We start from the raw sequence: 20,915 nt of genomic DNA, 5'->3' as shown, positions 1-20,915 counted from the left end.
AACCTAGCGCACGCTTGGTTTACTGGCTAGCCGAGATAGGCGGCCCTGACGACCGGGTCCTCCCGGATCTGCGCGGGCGGGCCCGAGGCGATGACCTTGCCCAGGTCGAGCACGACGAGCCGGTCGCAGACGTCCATCACAAACCCCATGTCGTGCTCCACGAGCACCACCGTGCAGTCCAGCGCGGCGATGACCGCGCGCAACCTGGCCACCTGGTCGCCGTCGAGGCCCGAGGTCGGCTCGTCGAGCAGCAGCACCTCCGGCTCGCCCGCCAGCGCGCGGGCCAGCTCCACCAGCCGGCGGCGGCCGACCGGCAACGAGGCCGCATACGCGTCCCGCACCCCGGCCAGCCCGCAGAGCTCCAGCACCTCGGCCACCCGCCGCCCGCGCTCGCGCGCCAGCCGGGCCCGCGCCGGCCAGGCCACGAGGTCGGCGAGGAAGGACTGCCCCTGCCACTCCGTCGCGGCCAGCACGTTCTCGGCGACGGTCAGCCGCCCGAAGACCTGCGTGCGCTGGAAGGTGCGCCGGACGCCCTGCCGGGCCCGGCGCACCGCCGGCAGCCCGGTCACGTCCCGGCCGCCGACCAGCACCCGCCCGGCCGCCGGGCGGCGCAGGCCCGAGACGACGTCGAACAGCGTGGTCTTGCCGGCGCCGTTCGGCCCGATGACCCCGCACACCTGTCCGGCGGGCACCTCGACGCTGACCCCGCTCAGCGCCCGCACCCCGCCGAAGTCGACCGAGATGCCCTCCATCGCCAGCGCGTTCACGTCGCCCCCAGGTAGGTCGCGGCCATCCGGGCCGGATCGACCTCGGCCCGCGGCCCCGACCAGACGATCCGGCCCAGCCGCATGAACGCCACCCGGTCGGCCAGGTCCAGCACCTCGCTCGCCTTCTCCTCCACCAGCAGCAGGGCCACGCCCCGGGCCCTGAGCTCGGCGAAGAGCTGGAAGACCTGCTCGATCACCAGGGGAGCCAGGCCCAGCGACGGCTCGTCGGCGATCAGCACGCGGGGCGGGCGCACCAGGGCGGGGGCCAGGGTGAGCAGTTGCTGCTCGCCGCCGGACAGCGCGCCCGCGAGCACGGTACGGCGGGCGGCCAGGGCCGGGAGGCGGTCGTAGACCTCGTCGGTGGCGCGCAGCCGGACGCGCAGGTTCTCCTCCACGGTCAGGCCGGGGAAGACGCCCCGGCCCTCGGGGGCCAGCAGGATGCCGGCGCGGGCGCGGCGGTGCGCCGGCCAGGCGGTCACGTCCACGCCGTCGAGCAGGACGCGCCCGGCGGTGGCGGGCAGGTCACCGGCGGCGACCGCGCACGTGGTCGACTTGCCGGCGCCGTTGGCCCCCAGCAGCGCCACCACCTCGCCCGCCCGCACGTCCAGAGTCACCCCGTGCAGCACCGCCGTGTCCCCATACCCGGCGGCGACGCCCGCGAGCCGGAACAACACCGGGCCGTCCCCCACACCAGCCACCCTGTCCGCCCGCACCAGCACGGGGCTGTCCCCTTGACCGGCCGCCTCGCCCGCGGGCGCGCTCACCGGCCCGGGGGCGGCGCGGTGGTGGCGGCGGCGGTAGCGGGCCTCGGCGAGCTGGGCCAGCACCCCGTCCGGATGCCGCGCCAGCACGATGCCGCCCGCGCCGAACAGGATCGCCCCGACCTGCGCCGAGACCCCCCAAGCCGCCAGCACCTCGGGGAACCCGGCCGCGATCAGCCCTCCGGCCACCGCACCCCCCACCCGCCGAACGCCCTGCAGCACCACCACGGCCAGCCAGACGAACCCGGCGAAGGCCGGCAGGTCGGTGGCCGTGATCGACCCCTTGGACACCGCGTACAGCACCCCGCCCAGCCCGGCGATCGCCGAAGCGAGCGCGAAGAGCAGCACCTTCGCCCGCGGCCCCGACAGCCCGGAGGTGGCCGCCGCGGCCGGCGCCGAGCGCACCGCGAGGATCGCCCGCCCCGACGCCGACCGCTCCAGGTTCCGGATGAGCAGCCCGACCAGCCCGATCAGCCCCAGCAGCAGGAGCACCCGAAGCTGCGGCGAGACGATCGGCGGCAGCGCCCAGCCGATCGTCCCGTTGCTGAAGGCGTCCACCTGGAAGAGCACCTGATCGGCCAGCAGAGCCAGCGCCAGCGTGGCCAGCGTCAGCACCCGTCCGCCGAGCCGCAGCGCGGGCAACGCCACCAGCATCCCCACCGCCGTCGCCGCCAGCACCCCGAGCACCGCCGCGACCACGAACGGCAGCCCGGACGAGAACGCCCAGCCGCAGGTCAGCGCGGCCATCGCCGCGAACGACGCCTGAGCCAGGTTGACCATCCCGCCGATCCCGGTGACCACCACGAACGAGCAGAAGATCAACGCCAGCACCAGCCCCTGCGCCACCACCCCCGCGTAGTAGTCGGAGGTGGCGAAGGTGAAGACCAGCAGCACGGCCAGCCCGGCGAGCCACGGCGCCCGCCGCCGCCAGGGCGGCAGGTCCGCCAGGTGGTCCGGCGGCGGCGCGTCCTCGGCCACGCTGCCCGCCACCCGCTCCCGCGACCGGTTGAGCAGCACGAGCCCGGCGAACAGCAGGATCACCGGTACGGCGGTGCGCAGCCCGGTGACCTCCTGCAGCACGTCCGCGTACCCGGCCACCAGGTTCTGCACGACGCCCAGCCCGAGCCCGGCCGCGAACGTCCACGGGATCGACCGCAGCCGTCCGAAGACCGCCGCGGTCGCCGAGGTGAACAGCAGCACGGTGTAGGCGTGCGCGTCGAGCCCGAGGATCGGTACGGCCAGCACACCGGCCAGGCCGGCGAGCGCCGAGCTGAGCATCCAGGCGAGCGCCGAGGTGGCGTCCGGGTCGACGCCGCGCAACCCGGCCAGGCGCCGGCGGTCGACGCAGGCCCGGGTACGCAAGCCGTACGACGTGTGCCTGAGGAAGATCCACAACGCCAGGGCGGCGGCGGCCGCGAAGCCGAAGGTGAGGAGCTGGTCGCTGCCCAGCGAGACCACACCCAGGTCCACGCTCGCCGGCGGCGCGGGGCCGAGGGCGCGCGGCTGGGCGGTCACGTCCACCGGCAGCAGGCCGATCACCTCGACCGCGAACAGGCCCAGCGCCGGCAGCGCGATGGTCAGACCGATGGTGCCGACGATCTGGGCGGTCTCGCCGGCGTTCGCCAGCCCGGCGAACATCGCGCGGTGCAGCAGGTAGCCCAGGCCCGGCGCGAACAGCCCGACCGCGACGAGCGCCGCCGCCCAGGTGGGCAGGCCCGCGCCGGCGTACAGCTCGTAGTACACCAGCGCGGCCAGGAAGCCAACGGCGCCGTGGGCGAAGTTGAACACCCCGGTCGCCGCGTAGGACAGGGTCAGCCCCGACCCCAGCACCGCGAAGACGGCGCCGGTGACCAGGCCGCTCAGGACCAGGCCGAGGATCACGGCTTGAGCGGCACGTTGGCGAAGCACTTCAGGTTCTTGGCCACCTCGAAGGCGCCACCGACGATCTTGACCAGCGCGCCGCAGCCGTTGGGCTCGCTGTGGTCCTTCGGGTAGGCGATGCGGCCGAACCCGGCGTTCTCGTAGGCGAAGCTGCCGTTGGCGGCGGCCAGGAAGCGCTCCCTGGTCAGGTCCTTGCCGGTCTGTTCGAGGATCTTCAGGAAGATGTCCGCCGACCAGTAGCCGATGGCCAGGTGCTGGGTGAGCCGGGTGCCGGGGGCGACCGCCTCGACGTCCTCGCGCAGTTGCGCGATCTCCGGCGCGGTGGACTCGAAGGGCTCGAACATCGGCGCGGCGATCACCCCGTCGAAGGCCTGGGCCTGCGCGGGGTCCTTGAGGATGTTGGCGTCGTAGCTGGTCGCGTCGGTCAGCACGCCGGCGTAACCGGCCTTCTTCAGCCCCGCGTACAGCCCGGCGTTGAACTTCGTGCCGGCGATCACGCTGACCACGACGTCCGGCTTCACCGCCATGATCTTGCTCACGTGCGGCAGCCAGTCCGGCGGCGGCGCGGCGCCCGGCAGGCTGGAGTCGACGCCCGCGATGGTGAACCCGGCCGCCTCGAACGACTGCGCGATGGTCCTGCCGCCGTACTTGCTGCCGCTGGAGTCGGAGGTCTGCACCCACACCTTCTTGCCCTGCGCGCCGCCCAGCAGGTCGGCCATCTGCCGTCCCCACCAGGTCTGCGAGCCCGCGCCGGTCTTCGGGGCCAGGCAGCCGTTGTAGCCGAAACCGGTCTTCGTGCCGCACCACTGCGGCCCGGTCGCCCAGCCGAACCACGGCACGCCCTGCTGTTCCAGGAAGGCCGCGCCGCCGAAGTTGGGCGCGTGCACCGGGACCAGCGCGAAGACGCCGTCCTTCTGGACCAGCTTCTTCGCCGCCGCGTCGCCCTTCGCCGGGTCCTGGGTGTCGTCCTCGGCGCCCACGAACTCGATCTTGCGCCCGTGCACCCCGCCCGCCGCGTTGGCCCGCTCGAACCTGGCCCTCGCCCCGATCTCGGCGTCCTTGGTGGAGTAGCCGCTGGCGGAGGTCTTGGTGAGGACCCCGCCGACCTTGACGCTGCTCTCGCCGACCCCGCCCTGCTGGGCCCCACAGCCGCCCGCGGCCAGCACCGCGGCGACCAGCACGGCCACCACACGAACTTTCATCGCACCCCGCCGGTTTTGGCCTAGCGCTCGCTTGGTTTCCGTCAGCGTAGACCGGGGTTCCGGTTGTGCCAAGCAATTGCTTGCTAGCTCCCCTGGGTACGGCTAGCGTCACGGGCATGCTGACCCGCGCCGCCGTCCTGACCGCCTTCGACGCGCCCATGGCGATCCACGAGGTCGAGCTCGACGACCCCGGCCCGGGCGAGGTGCTGGTGCGCGTCAAGGCCTCGGGCGTCTGCGGCTCCGACCTCAAGGCGCTCCTGGGCAAGAGCCCGGTCGTCTCGCGCCTGCCGTACGTGCTGGGGCACGAGAGCGCCGGCATCGTCGAGAGCGTCGGCCCCGGCGTCACCACCGTCGCGCCCGGCGACCACGTCATCATCGCCATGAACGGCCCCTGCGGCGCCTGCCCGCGCTGCGGCGCCGGCGACTTCCACCTCTGCACCGGACCCGCCCGCCTCACCGCCATCATGGGCGGCCCACCGCGCATGCGCCTCGACGGCGCCGAGGTCCGGCGCTTCATCGGCATCGGCTCCTTCGCCGAGCACGCCCTCGTCGCCGACGCCATGTGCGTCAAGATCCCGCCCCACGCCCCCTTCGCCGCCATGGCCCTGCTCGCCTGCGGCGTCATCACCGGCGTCGGCGCCGTCCTCAACGTCGCCCGCGTACGGCCTGGCTCCAGCGTCCTGGTCGTCGGCTGCGGCGGCGTCGGGCTCAACGTCATCCAGGGCGCCGTCCTCGCCGGGGCGACCACGATCATCGCCGCCGACGTCGCCGAGGCCAAGCTCAAGCTCGCCGCCCGCTTCGGCGCCACCCACACCGTGCCCGCCGACGCCCTTCCCGCCGACGTCGACTACGCCTTCGACGCCACCGGCGCCCCCGGCGTCCTGGCCCGTGCCTTCGCCGCCACCCGCCCCGGCGGGACCACCGTCATGGTCGGCAGCCCCCCGCGTGGCGTCCCCCTCGAACTCGACCCCGGCCTCCTGTTCGCCTCCCGCCGCCTCCTCGGCACCCAGGGCGGCGACGCCGTCCCCCGCCGCGACCTGCCCATGCTCGTCGACCAGTACCTTCTTGGCCGCCTCGACCTCGACGGCCTCATCTCGGCGCAGGTGCCATTGGAAGAACTCGACACCGCCTTGACCCACCTCCAGCACGGCTCCCTGGCCCGCACCGTCATCACCCTCTGACTAGTCGAGGCGCGCTTCGCGCGTGCAGGCTCGGACTCCCCCGACGGGGGAGCCCAGCTCCCCCAAACCCCCTGGCCGGGGGCCTCCCGGCCCCCGGACCCCCGGGGATGAGGCACTTCCCGGCAACTCAGCGCTACCGCTCACGCACTAGCCGCAATCGGATTAACCTTTACCCGTGCCGGTAAGAGTAAAGATTATGGACCAGGGCAAGAGATCCCGCGCCCGCCGGCAGGGCCCGGCCCGCATCTCCAGCAAGCACCAGATCACGCTCCCCGCCTCGCTGATGCGGCAGCTCGGCCTGCGAGCGGGTGACTCCGTCGACATCGAGATCGAGGACGACCACCTGGTCGTGAGACGGCACAGCAGCCGCTTCGACGGCGTCGTCGGCACCATCCCCGGCTTCACCGAGGCCGTGGACGTCGAACGCTCCAGAGACGAGTGGTGAGTCGATGATCACGGTGCTGCTGGACACCAACGTGATCGTCAGCCTGCTCAACCCGGCGGATGCCCGGCATGACGACGCTCTCACCGCCGTGCGAGCGTGGGAACGACGAGCCGCCCTGTTCTCCGTCTCCGCGGTCACCTGGAGCGAGTTGCGGGTGGGCGCCATCCGGAGTGGTCACGCGGCGGTATCCGCGCTGCGGGAGTTCCGCGACCGCGCTCTGGACCGGATCATCCCCCTCGACGAGGAAATCGCCGAGTCCGCGGCCCAGCTCCGTGCAGGCGATCTCGGTCTTCGCCTGCCCGATGCTTTGATCCTCGCGACCGCACACGTCATCGGCGCCCATCGGCTTCTGTCCGCGGACAAGAAGCTCCAGAGGGCCGATCCGGCGATCGTCGAGTCGACCTCTCGCTAGCCCGAGCCCGCCCACCGCTGTCCCACGCCCGCCTCCTCCAGCACGCGGGGCGGTGCAGGGGTGTCGCCCTCGACCGAGAGGAGACGGTCGAGCCAGCGCGGGCACCACCCGTTGGCCCCGCCGAGCAGCACCATCGTGCCGGGCACATGGCAAACCCGCGGCCCAGGCTGGCCCGCCGGCTCCAGCCTGACCAGTCCCACGAGGACCCCAGAAACCGGCGGTTCCGCGACTGCGCCACGATCCTGGACATAACGTTTTTCGTTATTTACGATTATCGTTATGTCCGCCAGATGGCTCCAACGACTAGAAGCCCTGCTGACCCTCTTCCTGGTCCTCGCCGCCCTCGGCGCGCTGGCCCTGCTCCTGTCCACCGTCCTGATCGCGTTCACCGGCGCCGGCGCCGGTCTCGGCGTCCCGTTGCGGGTCTTCGACGTCCCGGCCGCGGGTGCGGCTGCGGAGAACGTCGCGATCGTCGGCGCCTCCGCCGACGTCACCGTCCGCCCCGAAGGCCCCGCGCCCCTCGTCGGCCTGCTGTATCTGTTCCTGTGGGCGCCGGGGGTGGCGACGACGCTGCTGGCCCTGTTCACCGTCGTGCGGGCGCTGCGCCGGGCGCGTTCGGGCGATCGGCAGCTCTTCTCCCTCGCCACCGCCGCGTTGTTGCGCCGGCTCGGCTGGATCCTGATCGCCGGCTCGCTCGCCACCGCCCTGCTGGGCATGGTGGCCGAGCCGATCCTGGCCTCGATGCTGCTGAACAGCGGTCATCTGTTCTACGCCCCGTCGGCCGAGGTCCTGGCCGGGGTCGTGACGGGCGTCGCCGTCCTCGCGGTGTCGGAGATCGTACGACGGGGGCTCGTCCTGCTCGAAGAGGTCGAGGCCACCATCTGATGAGCGAGGCGGTCATCCGGGTACGGCTGGACGACGTGCTCAAGGAGCGCGGCATGACGCTGACCGAGCTCTCGAACCGGGTCCAGATCAGCGTCGTGAACCTGTCCATCCTGAAGAACGGCCACGCCAGGGCCATCCGTTTCTCCACGCTGATCCGGTTGTGCGACGCGCTCGGCTGCCAGCCGGGCGACCTGCTCAGCTACGACCCGCCCTGAACCGAGCACTCAGCGTCCAGGGACGCCTCACCGTCGCCCCGCGCCCGCCTCCTCCAGCACGCGGGGCGGCGCCGGGGCGTCGTCCTCCTCGTGGCCCTCGACCGAGAGGTTCGGCAGGAGGCGGTCGAGCCAGCGCGGGCACCACCAGTTGGCCCGGCCGAGCAGCACCATCGTGGCGGGCACCAGGAAGCCGCGGATGATGGTGGCGTCGACCGCGATGGCCACGGCCAGGCCCACGCCGAAGACCTTGACCAGCGGGTCGGGGTAGGCGATGAAGGCGACGAAGACCGCGACCATGATGAGCGCCGCCGAGGTGATGACCCGGCCGGTGGAGCCCAGGCCCTCGGCGACGGCCCGGCGGTTGTCGCCGTGCCGGAGGTACGCCTGCCGTACCGCGGTGAGGAGGAAGACCTCGTAGTCCATCGACAGCCCGAAGAGCACCGCGAAGAGCATGAGCGGGACGTAGGAGTCGATCGGCACCGCGAAGAAGTACTCGACCAGCATGGAGCCGCTGTGCGGCGGGTCGAGGCCGACGAGGCGGCTGCCGAGGCCGAAGGAGAAGACGAGGGCCAGGGCCCCGAAGGCGGCGCCGAGCGAGACGAGGTTCATCAGCGCGGCCTTGAAGGCCACGACGGGCGCGCGGAAGGCGAAGAGCAGGAGGAGCGCGCTGAGCAGGACGACGACGCCGATGACCAGGGGCGTGCGTTCGGAGATGCGGGTCCCGGCGTCGGCCAGGGCGGCGGCCTCGCCGCCGACGTGCACGTCGACGCCGGGCAGGGCGAGGGCGCGGACGTCGCGGACGACGTCCTGGACGCGCGGGTCGCTGGGCGCGTAGTCGGGGATGGCCTGGAGGAGGACGGCGTCGCGCTCGGTGTTGGCCTTGCCGGGGGTGACGCGGGCGATGCCGGGGACGTCCTCGACCGCGGCCCTGACCTTGGCGACGTTCCCGGTGCCTTCGGCGACGACGATGAGCGGGCCGTTGGCGCCGGGCCCGAAGCCGGTCTGCATGAGCTCGTAGGCGCGGCGGGCCGGGGTGCCCTGGTCGGAGTAGCCGTTGTCGAGCGGGCCGAGCTTGAGCGCGAGGGCCGGGGCGGACAGCAGGCCGAGGGCCAGCACGCTGCCGAGGAGCACCTGCCACGGGCGCCGGGCGACCCAGAAGGCCAGGCGGCTCCAGCCGCCACCGGGCCCCTCCGAACCGCCGGCGGCGGCGCGGCGGCCCAGCACCCGCAGGGAGTTGATCCGCGGCCCGAGCACGCCGAGCAGCGCGGGCACGAAGGTCACCGAGGTGAGCACCGCGAAGACCACGGACAGCCCGGTGATCCAGCCCAGCGTCTGCAGCAGCGGGAACCCGCCGAGCATGAGCGCGCTCAGCGCGATGATGACCGTGCCGCCGGCGAAGACCACCGCGCCGCCGGAGCTGGCGGTGGTCCGGCGCACGGCCTCGTGCACGGGCAGCCCGTCGGCCAGAAGCTTGCGGTAACGGGAGGTCAGGAAGAGCGCGTAGTCGATGCCGACGCCGAGCCCGATCATGGTCGCCATGATCCCGGCCTGCTTGGGCACGTCGGCCACGTGGCCGAGCAGGCCGATCAGGCCGAGCCCGGCGGCGACGCTGACCAGGGCGCTGAGGATGGGGACGAGCGCGGCGACCAGCGTGCCGAAGGCCAGGACCAGCACGAGCAACGCGCAGAGCACGCCGACGATCTCGCTGGGCCCGGTCTTGATCTCCTTGTCGGCGGGCGACGAGCTGCCCGCCGGGACGATCTCGATCCCGAGCTCGCGCGCGGGCGCGGCGGCGGCGACGATCTCGCCGGAGACCTCGGACGCCTTGGCCCCGCTCAGCCGCACCGTGATCACGCCGATCTCGGTGCTGGCCGAGGGCCCGGCCTCGGCTTCCTCGACGTACGGCAGGCGGCGGATGTTCGCCACGGACTCGTCGATCGCGCCCCGCCGCAGCGGCGAGGTGAGCGGCTTGTCCGCGGAGTAGAGCAGGATCTGGACCGTCCCGCCGGCGTCGAAGCCGGGGCCGAACCCGTCGCGCATCAGGTCGTGGGCGCGTTGCGCGTCGCTGCCGGGGATGCTGACGTCGTTGCTCACCGGGCTTCCGAGCGCCAGACTGCCACCCATCAGGCCCACCGCGACGATCACCCACAGCGCGAGCACCGCGCGGCCGTGTCCCGCACACCAGCCGCCGAGCCGCCCCAGCAGTCCGGACATGACTTCCCCCTCGTCCTGTACGCCCGTACAGGACCTACCATAAAGAGGCAAAGGCACCGTTGGAAGTGAGACGATGACCACACTCGACCACGGCAACGACACCCGCTCGCGCATCCTCGCCGCCGCCCAGGAGCTCTTCGCCGAACGCGGTTACGCGGCGACCTCGCTGGCCGACATCGCCGCCGTGGTGGGGCTCACCAAGACCGCGATCGCCTACCACTTCCACCCCAAGGACCGCCTGGCCGCCGAGCTGATCGCCCCGGCCGCCGACGACCTGTTCACCTTCCTGGGCGAGCCGTTCACGCTGGAGGGGCTGGTCACCTTCACCGTGCGGCACCGGGCGGTGATCCGGCTGATGATGGAGGACTTCGGGCACGGCGACGAGCCCGTCCCCGGCACCCCCGCCGAGGCCATCCGCACCTTCCGCGACGAGATCTACCGCCGCATCGTCGGCCCCGACCCGGACGACGCCGCCCGCATCCGCGGCTGGGCCGTCCTCGGCGCGCTGGAGTGGGGCATCGTGCACACCATGGACCTGCCGGAGGAGCGCGTCCGGGCGCACCTGCTCGCCCTCCTGACGCACTGGATCTGAGCGCGGCGTCAGTCGGTCGGGGTGGCCGACGGCTCGGGCGACGGCTCCGGGTCCGGGTCGGGCTCGGTCTGGCCCAGGACGCCCACGGTGAGGACGACCACCCGCCCGGGCTGGGCGCACGTGCCCGCGGCCACGTTCTGGCCGAGCACCACGTCCTCCTGCGCGGGCTCGGTCACCAGCCGCCCCTGCACCCGTACGGCGAAGCCGGCCGCGACCAGCGCCTTGCGGGCGGGCCCGCGGGCCTGGCCGGTGACGCCGGGCACGAGCAGCCCGTCCCGCCCGACCACGAACGACACGGCCGTGCCGGCGGCGACCCTCGTCCCGGCGGCCGGCTTGGCGGAGACCACCCCGCGCGCCCCGGCGGAACAGGTCGTGGACACCTTCCCGACCGCCAGCCCGGCCTTGAGGATCGCCGCCTCGGCCGCCTTGCGGCTCAGCCCGGCCAGGCGCGGGACGGTGACCCCGGCCGACACGGTGAGGCCCACCTGGGTTCCGCGCATGACCTTGGCCCCGGCCGACGGCACCGAGCCCAGCACCTCGCCCACCTTGCGCGGCGAGCTCACCTCGGCCACCGCGCCGAGCTGGAGTCCGGCCGCGCGTAAGGCCTTCTGCGCGGCGGAGCGGTCGAGCCCGATCAGCCGGGGGATGGCCACGTCGCGGACGGTCGTCTGCTTGCCGGGGCCGCCCTGGCTGGGCCGGACCTGCGGAGAGGGGGGCGGGATCTCCTCGTCGGAGGTGGTGCGGTCGAGCTGCGGGAGCAGGCCCTCGGCGGGCGTGGCCGGGGCGGTCGAGGGGGCCGCGGCGGGTCCGGCCACCACGGTCTGGCGGCCGGAGCGGTCCAGGACCGGGATCAGCACGCCGGCCAGGACGGCGCCGCTCACCAGGAGCGCGGCTCCCGTCGCCAGCCCCACCCGCCGCATGGCCGCCCATCGGGCCTCTCTGGGCGCGGGCGGCAGGGTCGGGCCGTCCGGCGGGAGGTGGTAGGCGTGGGCCACGCTCGCGGCCCCGGTCGCCTCGGGCGTGGCCATCGGGCGTAACGACCCACGGGAGTCCTCCGCGCCCGGCGGGGTGCCGATCCGGGACAACCCGTCCGCAGGCCGGAAGACCGGGGGCGGCGGAGGTGAGCGCAGCACCTCCGCCGGCGCCCCGTCGCTCCCGCCCAGCAGGGCGAGCAGGAGCTCCCGGCTGGTGGGCCGGTTGCGCGGGTCCTTCTCCAGGCAGGCCGACACCAGTTCGCGCATCCGCCCCTCCAGCCGTCCCAGCGCGGGCGGCGCGGTGAGGATGCGGTGCAGGACGGGCGCGACGGAGTCCTGGCCGAAGGGGGCCGAGGCGTTGGCGGCGAAGCACATGGTCGCCCCCCAGGCGAACACGTCGGCCACGCCGCTGACCGCGGAGGCGGTGATCTGTTCGGGCGCCATGTACGCCGGCGTCCCCACCCCGCGCCCGCTCTGCGTGGCGGCCGCGTCGAGCGCCCGCGCGAGGCCGAAGTCGATGACCCGGGGCCCGTCCATCCCGAGCAGCACGTTCTGCGGCTTGAAGTCGCGGTGCACGATCCCGGCCCGGTGGATCGCGGCCAGCGCGGTCGCGCAGCCCACCGCGAGCCGTTCGAGCGAGGCCCCGCCGCGCGGCCCGGTCAGCGTGACCTCACGGTGCAGGGACGGCCCGTCCACGTACTCGTTCACGATGTACGGCCGGCCGTCCTCGAACCCGACGTCGATCACCTGGGCCGTGCAGAAGCGCGCCACGTGCTTGGCCAGTTCCACCTCCCGCAGGAAGGCGGCACGCTCCTCGCCCACCTCGCCGTGGAGCAGCTTGACCGCGTAGGTCTCCCCGTCCAGCCCGCCGAGGTAGACCACCCCCTGGCCGCCCTCCCCCAGACGCCCTGACAGCTCGTAGTCGCCTAGTCGCTGCGGGTCCCCCGTTCTGAGCGGCTGAGCTATCGGCACGGGCGCCTCCCCTCGCTGCCACCCGCTCTGTGCTTTCCACTGAAATCATCGGAAGGCAGTCAGTCAACGGTAAGCGCCACGATTGCCACCCGACCGTGACACACCAGGTCAGGAGGGGCGGGCGATCCTGCCCGTGTACGTGACAGTGCTGTCACCCGAGCGCTGCACCTTGATGTCCATCTGGTTGGGGTCCTCGGTCGGGACGAGGGTCACCACGCCGGGGTAGCACTCCTTGCCGTTCACCCGGTCGAGCGCGAAGGACAGCTCGTGGCCGCCGGGCGAGAGCACGCCCCGGCAGTGCAGGTCGGCGCCCCAGCGCATGGCCGACTCGCCGCCGGGCGCCAGCCGTACCTCGATCGGGAAGACGCGGCCCGCGGCGGGATGGTCGGCGGTGCCGCGCCACAACCCCGCGACGACGCGCGGCTCCGAGGCCTGCGGCCACCAGAGCGCCGCGCCCACGGCGAGCAGGCAGGCGAGCGCCGCGAGGGCGGCGAAGGCCAGGACGCGCCCGCGCCTGAGCCCGGAGCGGCGGCCGGAGGGGACGGTCGCCAGATCATCCGACATAGGCGGCCATTATGGCAGTTCTCCCCCAGCAGCCCCAGGCGTCCCGTCGCCCGATCGGCCGGAGCCGGCCGCGGCGGCGAGCAGCGCCAGTTCGTCGAGGACGGGCAGCACCACGTCCGCGCCCCCGCTCGGCACGTTCGCCACCACCTCGGTGATCCCGAGCCCGGCGAAGTAGTCCAGTTTCTCCGCCGTGGGCCGCGAGCCGAACGGGATGACCCGCACCTCCCGCCCGCCGCACGCCTCGCGCAACGCGGGCAGCGCGGCCTTGATCCCGGAGCCGCCGATCGGGATCCACCCGTCCCCGTACTCGCCCACGTGCTCGAAGAGCTTCGGCCCGGCCGCGCCGCCCAGGTAGATCGGCGGCGGCACGGACGGCTTGGGCCACGACCACGACGGGGCGACGCCGTCGAAGGCGGCCTCCTCCTCGGTCCAGAACGTCCTCATGGCCAGCACGTGCCGCCGCGCGATCTCGCGGCGCTCGCCGTACGGCACGCCGTGGTGTTCCATCTCGGCCCGGTTCCACCCGAAACCCACCCCCACCGCGACGCGTCCCGGCGCGAGCAGGTCGAGGGTGGCGATGGCCTTGGCGGTGACGATGGGGTCACGCTGCGCGGCCAGCAGGATGCCGGTCCCGAGGGTGATCCGGGTGGTGACCGCGGCGGCGGCGGCGAGGGCGACGAGCGGGTCGAGCGTGCGCTTGTACGGCTCGGCCACCCCGTCCTGGCCCGGCGTCCTCGCCGTGGCGACCGGCAGATGCGTGTGCTCGGGCAGGTAGAGCGAGCTGAGCCCGCGCTCCTCGACCGCCCTGGCCAGTTCGGTGACCGGGAGGGACCGGTCGGTGGCGAAAGTGGTGACACCCAGCCGCATGACGCTCCTCTCTACCAAGCGATTGCTCGGTCGCGAATCTTAGAGTAGCTTGCTGCACATGTTCCTGGAGGTGAGCGGCGGAGCCAAGCTCTTCTACACCGACGACGGTTCCGGCGACCCGCCCCTGCTGCTCGTGCACGGCTGGGGCGCCGACTCCCACCAATGGGCCCCCCACCTCCCTGCGCTGACCGAGCGGCACCGCGTCCTCGCCCCCGACCTGCGCGGCCACGGCTACTCCTCCGCCCCGCCGGACGGGAACACCCCGGCGGCGATGGCCGAGGACCTCGCGGCCCTGCTGACCCGCCTCGGCGTCGACGGCTGCGTGGCGGTCGGGCACTCGATGGGGGCGGTGATCGTCTCCCGCCTCGCGGTCGAGCACCCGCACCTGATCCGGGCCCTGGTCACGATCGACCCCGGCTACGGCTACCCCGACGAGGTCGCCCGCCTGTCCCTGGGCCTGCTGCCCGGCCTGCGCGGCGACGACCCCGGCTCGGCCGCCGCCCGGATCGACCGGTGGTGCTACACCCCCGCCTCACCCGCCTGGCTGCGCGAGTGGCATCGGCGGCGCCTGCTGGCCACCCCGCCGAACGTGCTCGCCGAAGCCTTCGAGGCCCTGTGGTCCGGCCCCGAGGCCCTGGGCGCCCGCCCGGCCGCCGACGCCTACCTCTCGCGCCGCGAGTGCCCGGTGCTGTCGTTCTGGGCCTCCCCCGCCCAGGCCGCCTGGGAGGAACCCCTGCTCAAGCACCCGGCCTCGCGCGTCGTCTGCTGGCCGGGCAGCGGCCACCGCCTGCACGAGGAGCGGCCCGCCGAGTTCGTCGTCGTCCTGACCGATTGGCTGAGGAGTCTGCAGTGAAGTTCGCCATCTTTCTGAACCCCCAGATTCCGGGCTCCGGGTACGCCGCCGAGGAGAACGCCCGCGCCAAGCGGCCGATCGGCCGGGACACCGAGTCCTACCAGGCGCTGCTGCACGAGGTGCGCGAGATCGCGGTCCACGCCGACCGGATCGGTTTCGACGCGCTGATGATGACCGAGCACCACTTCCACTCCGAGGGCATGGAGTTCTCGGTCAACCCGTTGATGTTCCTGACCGACCTGGCGGCCCGCACCGAGCGCATCCTGCTCGCCCCGCTGGGCATGGTGCTGCCCGCGTGGGACCCGATCCGGGCGGCCGAGGACGTGGCGCTCCTGGACCAGTTCTCCAAGGGCCGGCTGCGCCTCGGAGTGGCACGCGGCTACCAGAACCGGTGGATGAACGTGCTCGGCCAGCGCTGGCAGGCCGCCGCCGCCCGCTCCGACGGCTCCAGCTCCGACAACCGCAACTTCGACGTCTTCGGCGAAGTGCTCAAGATCATGAAGATGGCCTGGACGCAGGACACCCTGCGCTACCGCTCGGACGTGCTGGACTACTCGGTGCCCTACCCCTTCGAGGGCATCGAGGGCTGGCCGGCGCAGGAATGGACGCAGACCTTCGGCGCCCCGGGCGAGCTCGACGACCAGGGCCGGGTCCAGGCGGTGTCGGTCTGCCCCAGGCCCTACCAGAACCCGCACCCCGAACTGTGGCAGCCGTTCACCATCTCCGACCGCTCGGTGATCCGCGCCGCGCAGGAGGACATCCTGCCGTGGATGTTCACCCCCAACCCCGACGACCACGCCGCCAAGGCCAAGCTCTACCAGGAGGAGTCGGCCAAGTGCGGCCGGGACTACAAGCTGGGCGAGCACACCGGCATCCTCAAGATCGTCGGCATCGCGGACACCACCGAGGAGGCGATCAACACCTACGGCCGCGGCATCCCCAAGGACTTCGCCGCCTTCTTCGGCCCCTTCGGCTACCTGGAGGTGCTGCGCAAGAAGGAGGACGACCGGCACCAGCCGATCTCCCCCGAGAAGGGCGACGTCAAGCGGATGAACGACGTCGAGATGGCGTTGTTCGGCTCCCCCGACGACGTCAAGCGCGGCATCCAGCGCATGCTCGACCGGATGCCCGACCTGGAGTGGTTCGGGCTCTACATGCAGGGCCAGCAGGGCGTGCTCCCGCTCGACACGGTCAAGCGCAACCTGGAGCTGTTCGCCACCAAGGTCATCCCGGAGTTCGCCGGATGAGGTACTGGCTCGGGGCCTCCTTCGCCGCCACCGGCGAGTTCCTGGAGCTCGCCCGGCACGCCGAGATGTGCGGCTTCGACGCCCTGACCCTGTCGGACCACCTGTTCTTCGCCGACTTCGCCTCGCCGTACCCCTACTCGCGCAGCGGCCGGCCGCGCTGGGACGCGGCCACGCACTGGCCGGACGTGTGGGTGACGATCGGCGCGATGGCGGCGGTGACCAGCACGCTGACCTTCGCGCCGAACGTCTACATCGCCCCGGCCCGCGACCTGATGACCGTCGCCAAGCAGGTCTCGACCGCCGCGGTGCTCTCCGGCGAGCGGGTGGTCCTCGCCGCCGGGGTGGGCTGGTGCAAGGAGGAGTTCGAGGCCACCGGCCAGGACTTCCACACCCGCGGCAAGCGCCTGGACGCGATGATCCCGGCCCTGCGCGAGCTCTGGACCGGCCGCGAGGTCCGCCTCGACGGCCTGCCGCCGCTGTCCATCGCGCCCGTCCCCCGCCGGCCGATCCCGGTCTACATCGGCGGCGACAGCGAGGCCGCCCTGCGCCGCGCGGCCCGGCTGGGCGACGGCTGGATCGGCAACCGCGTCTACACCGAGGAGCGGCTCGACCAGGTGCTCGCCCGGCTGCGCGAGCTCCTGGAGGAGTACGGCCGGCCGCCGGACGCCCTGGAGGTCGTCGCCCCGCTGGCCGTCCTCCCGGACGCGGCGACCTACCGCCGCTTCGAGGACAAGGGCGTCACCGCCACCATGGCCGCCCCCTGGTGGCGGGCCTCCCCCGAGGAGAAGGCCCGCCACGGCTCCCTGGAGCTGAAGAAGCTGACCATGGAGCGCTTCGCCGACGAGGTGATCCGCGGCTAGTTGATCGTCAGCACCGTCCCGGTCCCGTTGGGGTACTCGACGTAGGCGGTGTGCCGGCCCTGCGCCAGCCCCTGCCAGGTGGCGGTGAGGGCGACCGGGACGCCGGGGGTGACCTTGGCGCGCTCCGGCGTCACCGTCAGGCTGCCGCTCCCGCCCTCACCCACCAGGTTCGTCCGCACGCGGTACGGCGTGGCGCCCAGCACCGCCCCGACGATCACCTGGTACTCGCCCGCCCTGGGCCGGGCCAGCGTGAGGGTGAGGTCGGCCTCGAACTGCGGCAGGAACGCCTCGGGCACCCACTGACCGCCTTCCTGCCGCGCCAGCGCCAGGAAGAGCGGCCGTTCCGGATCGGCCGAGGTGAGGTGCACCTGCATGGCCTTGGTGCCGGCCGGCACGCTCACCGGGTGGCGGGCGTAGTCGCCGGTCGCCGGGTCGGAGACGCCTTCCACCGGGGTGGTGCTGACCGGGCCGTGCACGGTGGCCCGCAGCTTGGACACGCCCGGCGTCACCTCGAACGAGGCCGTGCCGGCGCTCCCGCTCAGCGTGAGCTCCTCCGGCGCGCGGACGGTCTGCGGGATCACCATGATCGGGCTGCGCACGGTGTGCCCGGCTCCGGTCCAGGTCAGCGCCCCGGTCGCGGGCCGTCCGGTCTCGGCGTCGCGCAGCTCCAGCGAGACGGTGAACTCCTTGGTCTCGCCCGCGGCCCCGAACTTCAGCGTCGAGGGCCGGACCTTCACCTTGACGCCCGGGAGCTCGACCTTGGCGTGGTAGACGCCCGGGGTCAGCGCGGTGACGCGGCGGGTGACCGTACGCGAGCCGAACAGGTCGCCGACGCCGATGGACGGGTAGTTGAGGTCGGCGGCGCTCCGGCCGGCCAGGAAGGCCAGCCAGTCCTCACGGCCGGCGTCGTAGACCAGCCCCGGCTCCAGCATGCGCGCCGCATCCACGTGCCCCGAGCCCTGGGCGAACACGTCGCTGCCGGCCAGCGGGTAGGCGGTGGTCATCATCGCCGAGCGCACCGCCATCGGCGACAGCCCGGGCCGCTTGGCCAGGTGCAACGCGGCCAGCCCGGCGACGTGCGGCGCCGCCATGGAGGTGCCGGAGAAGTAGTCGAAGTCCCGGCCGCCCGCGCCGAACGGCGAGGTGGCTGCCAGGATGGACGCGCCGGGCGCGACGAGGTCCGGCTTGATCAGATCACCGGCGCCGATCGCCGCCGGGCCACGCGAGCTGAACGAGGCCACCCGCGGGTACGGCGTGGCATCCGTGCCACCGGGCAGCAACGTGACCGTCGCCCCCGCGGTGGCCGCGTAGTCCAGCACCGTGGTGGTGTCCGGCCAGTTCAGGTGCACCGTCGGTACGGCATGCAGATCCCCCGCCAGGTCCTGCGCCACCGGGTTGACCAGGACCACGCCCAGCCCGCCGGCCCGCTTCACCTCGTCCGACTTCAGCACCCGCTGCATGACCCCGCGCGTGCAGACCACGATCTTCCCTGCGGCCTTGGCCGGGTCGAGCGAGCCCGCGGCGCAGAGGTCGGCGTCGGTATCGGAGGCTCCGGCGGCCTTGACCGCCCGCGCGGTGACCAGCGGGTGCGGCCCGACCGGCGCGGTCACGACGGTGCTCGCGCCGGTCAGCACGGTGCCGTCGCCGAGCTGCACCCGGCCGGGCTGGGGCGCGAGGGTCCCGGCGGCGACCGTGGTCACCCACGGCGCGGTGTTGTCGGCGCTGGAGGCCTCCGGCCCGGCGTTGCCCGCGGCGGCGGCCACGAAGACGCCGGCCTCGGCGGCGGCGCGGAAGGCCTGGACGAGCGGGTCGTCGAGGCTGCTCTCCCTGGTCGTGCTGACGGAGTAGTTGAGCACGTCCACGCCGTCGGCGACCGCCTGCTCGACGGCGGCCAGGAGGTCGCCGGCCGCGCCGAAGGTGGTCTGGTCGGTCGTGCCCTGCCACAGCGCCTTGTAGACGGCGACCGCCGCGCCGGGCGCGACGCCGGAGACCTGGCCGAGGTCTACGCCGAACACGTTGGCGCGCACACCGTGGTTGCCCGCGGCGGTGGCGGCGGTGTGCGTGCCGTGGCCCTGGCCGTCGCGCGGCGAGACGAAGTCGCGGCGCTGGCCCGGCGGGACCTGCCGCAGCCAGGACTCGCCGAAGAAGCGGGCGCCGACCAGCTTCTGGTTGCACAGGTCGGGGGTGAAGCGCTCGCCGGCCTGGCAGAGGCCGGTGAACGTGCCGCCGTCGGCCTTGGGCACCACCACCGTGTCACCCCGCCGGTAGGGCTCGCCGGCCGAGGGCGCGGCGGCGAGGGCGGGCCCGGCGAACGAGGCGCTCTCCGGCCAGACGCCGCTGTCGATGACGCCGATCACCACGCCCTTGCCCGCGCCGGCCGGGCCGCCGAGCCGCGGCCACAACCCGGGCAGACCGAGGAAGTCGGTCGAGGTGCGGTCGTCGGCGGTCCGGTAGATCTTCTCCGCGACGACCGAGCGCACCTCTCCGGCGGCGGCCAGGCGGGTGAGCTGCTGGGGCGTGAGCTCCGCCAGGAAGGAGTTGGACACGACGGAGTACTGCCGCAGCGGCTTCGCCCCGACGCTCGCGGCGGTCTCGGCCTGGCGGGTGGCCAGGCGGGCCCGGTAGCGCCTGGCGTCGTCGCTGGTGGTGTCCACCTTCTTCCCCTTGCCGGGCTTGGTGGCCTTGAGCCCGGGCAGGCCGCCGTCGTAGGTGGCCAGCGGCTCGTCGGCGAGCGTGACGAGGAAGTGGCCGAGCGGGGCCGGTTCTGGGTCGGCGTGGGCCGGGGCTGGGGTGGCGGTCAGGGCCAGGGCGGCGGCGAGGACCGCGGCTCCGGGCCCGCGCATGCGTCGGGACATTGCTCCTCTTGAGGGGGTGGCGCGACCCCGGCGGCAAGATCGCCGTGGGGGGCAGACAGCAGTGAACGGGCCCGACGCCCGATTTGTCGAGATATGCTCGTGACCGCTTTCGTCACGTGACGGTATTCGTCACCCTTTTTCGTGTTCTTGCGGGTGATAGTGGACAGCGAGCCGGTGCTCGGCGCCCTCGGCGTCGCCGACTTCGACGAACGCGCCTACCGCCTGCTGCTCCGCCGCCCCGGCGCCTCGATCGCCGCCCTCGCCGCCGAACTCGGCGCCGGCGAGACCCGGCTGCGCCGCGCCCTGACCCGCCTGAGCGCCCTCGGCCTCGTCCGGCGCGGCCGTCCTGGCGCCTACGAGCCGGTCGCCCCCGAGGCCGCGCTCGGCTGGCTCGTCGACCGCCGCCGCCTGGAGCACGAGGCGAACCTGGCCGGGGTCCGGACCGCGGTCACCGACTTCGCCCAGCTCTTCCACTCCGCCCGGCTCGGCACCGACCCCAGCGGCATGGTCGAGGTGCTCACCGGCGAGAGCGCCCTGCAACGCCAGGCGGTCGAGCTCGACCGGACGGTCACCTCCGAACTGCTGCTGTTCGACCGCCCGCCGTACGTGGAGCACCCGCACAACACCAACGACGGCGAGTACACCAGCACCCTGCGCGTGCTCGAACGCGGCGTGCGGGTGCGGGTGATCTACTGCCCGGCCTCCGTGGAGCGGCCCGGCCGCTTCGAGACGCTCACGAAGCTGGCCGAGGCGGGCGAGCAGTCGCGGATGGCGCCCAGCCTGCCGTTCAAGCTGCGCGTGGCCGACCGCAGGCTGGCGGTGATGCCGCTGGTCGGCGGGGTGCTGGACAACATCGCGGTGATCCGGCCCTCCGGGCTGCTGGACGCGCTGATCGAGGTCTTCGAGGCCTACTGGGACCGCGCCCAGCCGCTGACCGGCCCGGCCGCCGACCCCGGTGACCGCCCCAGCGAGGAGGAACGCCTCCTGCTCCAGATGCTGCACGCCGGGCTCAAGGACGAGGCCATCGCCCGCCAGCTCGGCGTCAGCGGCCGCACCGCCACCCGGCGCATCGCCGCCCTCGTCGAGCGGCTCGGCGCCACCACCCGCTTCCAGGCCGGCGTAGAGGCCGCCGCCCGGGGCTGGCTGCGCTGATCAGGCGGTAGCCTCG

The 20,915-nt window shown here is 73.5% G+C and carries 19 protein-coding genes; 10 read left to right on the top strand and 9 right to left on the bottom strand.

The features are described 5' to 3' along the window. Positions 1–26: 26 nt before the first annotated feature. Genes ACIBG7_RS06380 through ACIBG7_RS06370 form a run of 3 tightly spaced genes read right to left on the bottom strand, consistent with a single transcriptional unit; the run spans position 27 to position 4,611 of the window. Positions 27–767, bottom strand: a complete 741-nt coding sequence (locus ACIBG7_RS06380) for an ABC transporter ATP-binding protein (protein WP_357932961.1) — start codon at positions 765–767, stop codon at positions 27–29. Beyond that, positions 764–3,436, bottom strand: a complete 2,673-nt coding sequence (locus tag ACIBG7_RS06375; RefSeq protein ID WP_397335392.1) for an ATP-binding cassette domain-containing protein — start codon at positions 3,434–3,436, stop codon at positions 764–766. Before ACIBG7_RS06375 ends, ACIBG7_RS06380 begins: the two co-directional genes overlap by 4 nt. Continuing rightward, entirely contained in the window at positions 3,406–4,611 is a 1,206-nt protein-coding gene (locus ACIBG7_RS06370; protein ID WP_397335391.1) for an ABC transporter substrate-binding protein, read from the bottom strand. The genes ACIBG7_RS06375 and ACIBG7_RS06370 overlap by 31 nt, the downstream gene beginning before the upstream one ends. Positions 4,612–4,727: 116 nt before the next feature. On the opposite strand from ACIBG7_RS06370, the gene ACIBG7_RS06365 reads away from it, so the two are divergent. The 3 genes from ACIBG7_RS06365 to ACIBG7_RS06355 all read left to right on the top strand — a co-directional run bounded on the left by ACIBG7_RS06365 (position 4,728) and on the right by ACIBG7_RS06355 (position 6,649). Further along, positions 4,728–5,792, top strand: a complete 1,065-nt coding sequence (locus ACIBG7_RS06365) for an alcohol dehydrogenase catalytic domain-containing protein (protein ID WP_397335390.1) — start codon at positions 4,728–4,730, stop codon at positions 5,790–5,792. Between the two features lie 196 nt (positions 5,793–5,988). Beyond that, entirely contained in the window at positions 5,989–6,237 is a 249-nt protein-coding gene (locus ACIBG7_RS06360) for an AbrB/MazE/SpoVT family DNA-binding domain-containing protein (RefSeq protein ID WP_397335389.1), read from the top strand. A gap of 4 nt (positions 6,238–6,241) precedes the next feature. Then, positions 6,242–6,649, top strand: coding sequence for a PIN domain-containing protein (locus tag ACIBG7_RS06355; RefSeq protein ID WP_357936418.1), 408 nt, complete (start codon positions 6,242–6,244; stop codon positions 6,647–6,649). Here ACIBG7_RS06355 and ACIBG7_RS06350 read toward each other — a convergent pair. Beyond that, positions 6,646–6,795: a hypothetical protein gene (locus tag ACIBG7_RS06350; protein WP_397335388.1), complete on the bottom strand. Its 150-nt coding sequence runs from the start codon at positions 6,793–6,795 to the stop codon at positions 6,646–6,648. The two genes, ACIBG7_RS06355 and ACIBG7_RS06350, sit on opposite strands and share 4 nt — an antisense overlap. Before the next feature lie 133 nt (positions 6,796–6,928). Here ACIBG7_RS06350 and ACIBG7_RS06345 point away from each other — a divergent pair, with 133 nt between their 5' ends. Together ACIBG7_RS06345 and ACIBG7_RS06340 are read left to right on the top strand one after the other, a co-directional pair. Beyond that, on the top strand, positions 6,929–7,534 hold the full coding sequence (locus ACIBG7_RS06345; protein ID WP_397335387.1) for a DUF2975 domain-containing protein: 606 nt from the start codon (positions 6,929–6,931) through the stop codon (positions 7,532–7,534). Then, positions 7,534–7,749 (top strand): helix-turn-helix transcriptional regulator, encoded by a 216-nt coding sequence (locus ACIBG7_RS06340; RefSeq protein ID WP_357936412.1) that lies wholly within the window; start codon positions 7,534–7,536, stop codon positions 7,747–7,749. The genes ACIBG7_RS06345 and ACIBG7_RS06340 overlap by 1 nt, the downstream gene beginning before the upstream one ends. 27 nt (positions 7,750–7,776) lie before the next feature. Here the strand turns inward: ACIBG7_RS06340 and ACIBG7_RS06335 are convergent, their stop codons facing one another. Further along, positions 7,777–9,963: an MMPL family transporter gene (locus tag ACIBG7_RS06335; protein ID WP_397335385.1), complete on the bottom strand. Its 2,187-nt coding sequence runs from the start codon at positions 9,961–9,963 to the stop codon at positions 7,777–7,779. Between the two features lie 73 nt (positions 9,964–10,036). Between ACIBG7_RS06335 and ACIBG7_RS06330 the strand changes: the two genes are divergently transcribed. After that, entirely contained in the window at positions 10,037–10,555 is a 519-nt protein-coding gene (locus ACIBG7_RS06330; protein WP_397335384.1) for a TetR family transcriptional regulator, read from the top strand. Positions 10,556–10,563: 8 nt separating this feature from the next. Here the strand turns inward: ACIBG7_RS06330 and ACIBG7_RS06325 are convergent, their stop codons facing one another. The 3 genes from ACIBG7_RS06325 to ACIBG7_RS06315 form a co-directional block, all read right to left on the bottom strand. Continuing rightward, positions 10,564–12,501 (bottom strand): PASTA domain-containing protein, encoded by a 1,938-nt coding sequence (locus tag ACIBG7_RS06325; RefSeq protein ID WP_397335383.1) that lies wholly within the window; start codon positions 12,499–12,501, stop codon positions 10,564–10,566. 108 nt (positions 12,502–12,609) lie between these two features. Then, complete coding sequence (locus tag ACIBG7_RS06320; protein WP_397335382.1) at positions 12,610–13,065, bottom strand: hypothetical protein; 456 nt, start codon at positions 13,063–13,065, stop codon at positions 12,610–12,612. A 9-nt stretch (positions 13,066–13,074) separates the two neighbouring features. After that, positions 13,075–13,932 (bottom strand): TIGR03619 family F420-dependent LLM class oxidoreductase, encoded by an 858-nt coding sequence (locus ACIBG7_RS06315; protein WP_357936402.1) that lies wholly within the window; start codon positions 13,930–13,932, stop codon positions 13,075–13,077. Positions 13,933–13,990: 58 nt separating this feature from the next. On the opposite strand from ACIBG7_RS06315, the gene ACIBG7_RS06310 reads away from it, so the two are divergent. The 3 genes from ACIBG7_RS06310 to ACIBG7_RS06300 are packed head-to-tail and all read left to right on the top strand — an operon-like array spanning position 13,991 to position 16,892. Next, the gene (locus ACIBG7_RS06310) at positions 13,991–14,785 is read left to right on the top strand and encodes an alpha/beta fold hydrolase (protein ID WP_397335381.1); all 795 of its coding nucleotides are present in this window, start codon (positions 13,991–13,993) and stop codon (positions 14,783–14,785) included. Beyond that, entirely contained in the window at positions 14,782–16,032 is a 1,251-nt protein-coding gene (locus tag ACIBG7_RS06305; protein WP_397335380.1) for an LLM class flavin-dependent oxidoreductase, read from the top strand. Before ACIBG7_RS06310 ends, ACIBG7_RS06305 begins: the two co-directional genes overlap by 4 nt. Then, positions 16,029–16,892 carry a TIGR03619 family F420-dependent LLM class oxidoreductase gene (locus tag ACIBG7_RS06300; protein WP_397335379.1) on the top strand — a complete coding sequence of 288 codons (864 nt, stop codon included), beginning with the start codon at positions 16,029–16,031 and terminating at the stop codon, positions 16,890–16,892. The genes ACIBG7_RS06305 and ACIBG7_RS06300 overlap by 4 nt, the downstream gene beginning before the upstream one ends. On the opposite strand, the gene ACIBG7_RS06295 is transcribed toward ACIBG7_RS06300, so the two are convergent. Beyond that, entirely contained in the window at positions 16,889–19,747 is a 2,859-nt protein-coding gene (locus ACIBG7_RS06295; RefSeq protein ID WP_397335378.1) for a S8 family serine peptidase, read from the bottom strand. The genes ACIBG7_RS06300 and ACIBG7_RS06295 overlap by 4 nt on opposite strands. 153 nt (positions 19,748–19,900) lie before the next feature. Between ACIBG7_RS06295 and ACIBG7_RS06290 the strand changes: the two genes are divergently transcribed. After that, positions 19,901–20,899 (top strand): LuxR C-terminal-related transcriptional regulator, encoded by a 999-nt coding sequence (locus ACIBG7_RS06290; protein WP_397335938.1) that lies wholly within the window; start codon positions 19,901–19,903, stop codon positions 20,897–20,899. Positions 20,900–20,915 lie beyond the last annotated feature (16 nt).

Origin of the sequence: Nonomuraea sp. NPDC050328 (assembly GCF_044459405.1) — a bacterium.
Taxonomy (GTDB): Bacteria; Actinomycetota; Actinomycetes; order Streptosporangiales; family Streptosporangiaceae; genus Nonomuraea.
The sequence above is the reverse complement of the archived record's forward strand: the minus strand, read 5'-3'. Positions and strand labels throughout refer to the sequence as shown.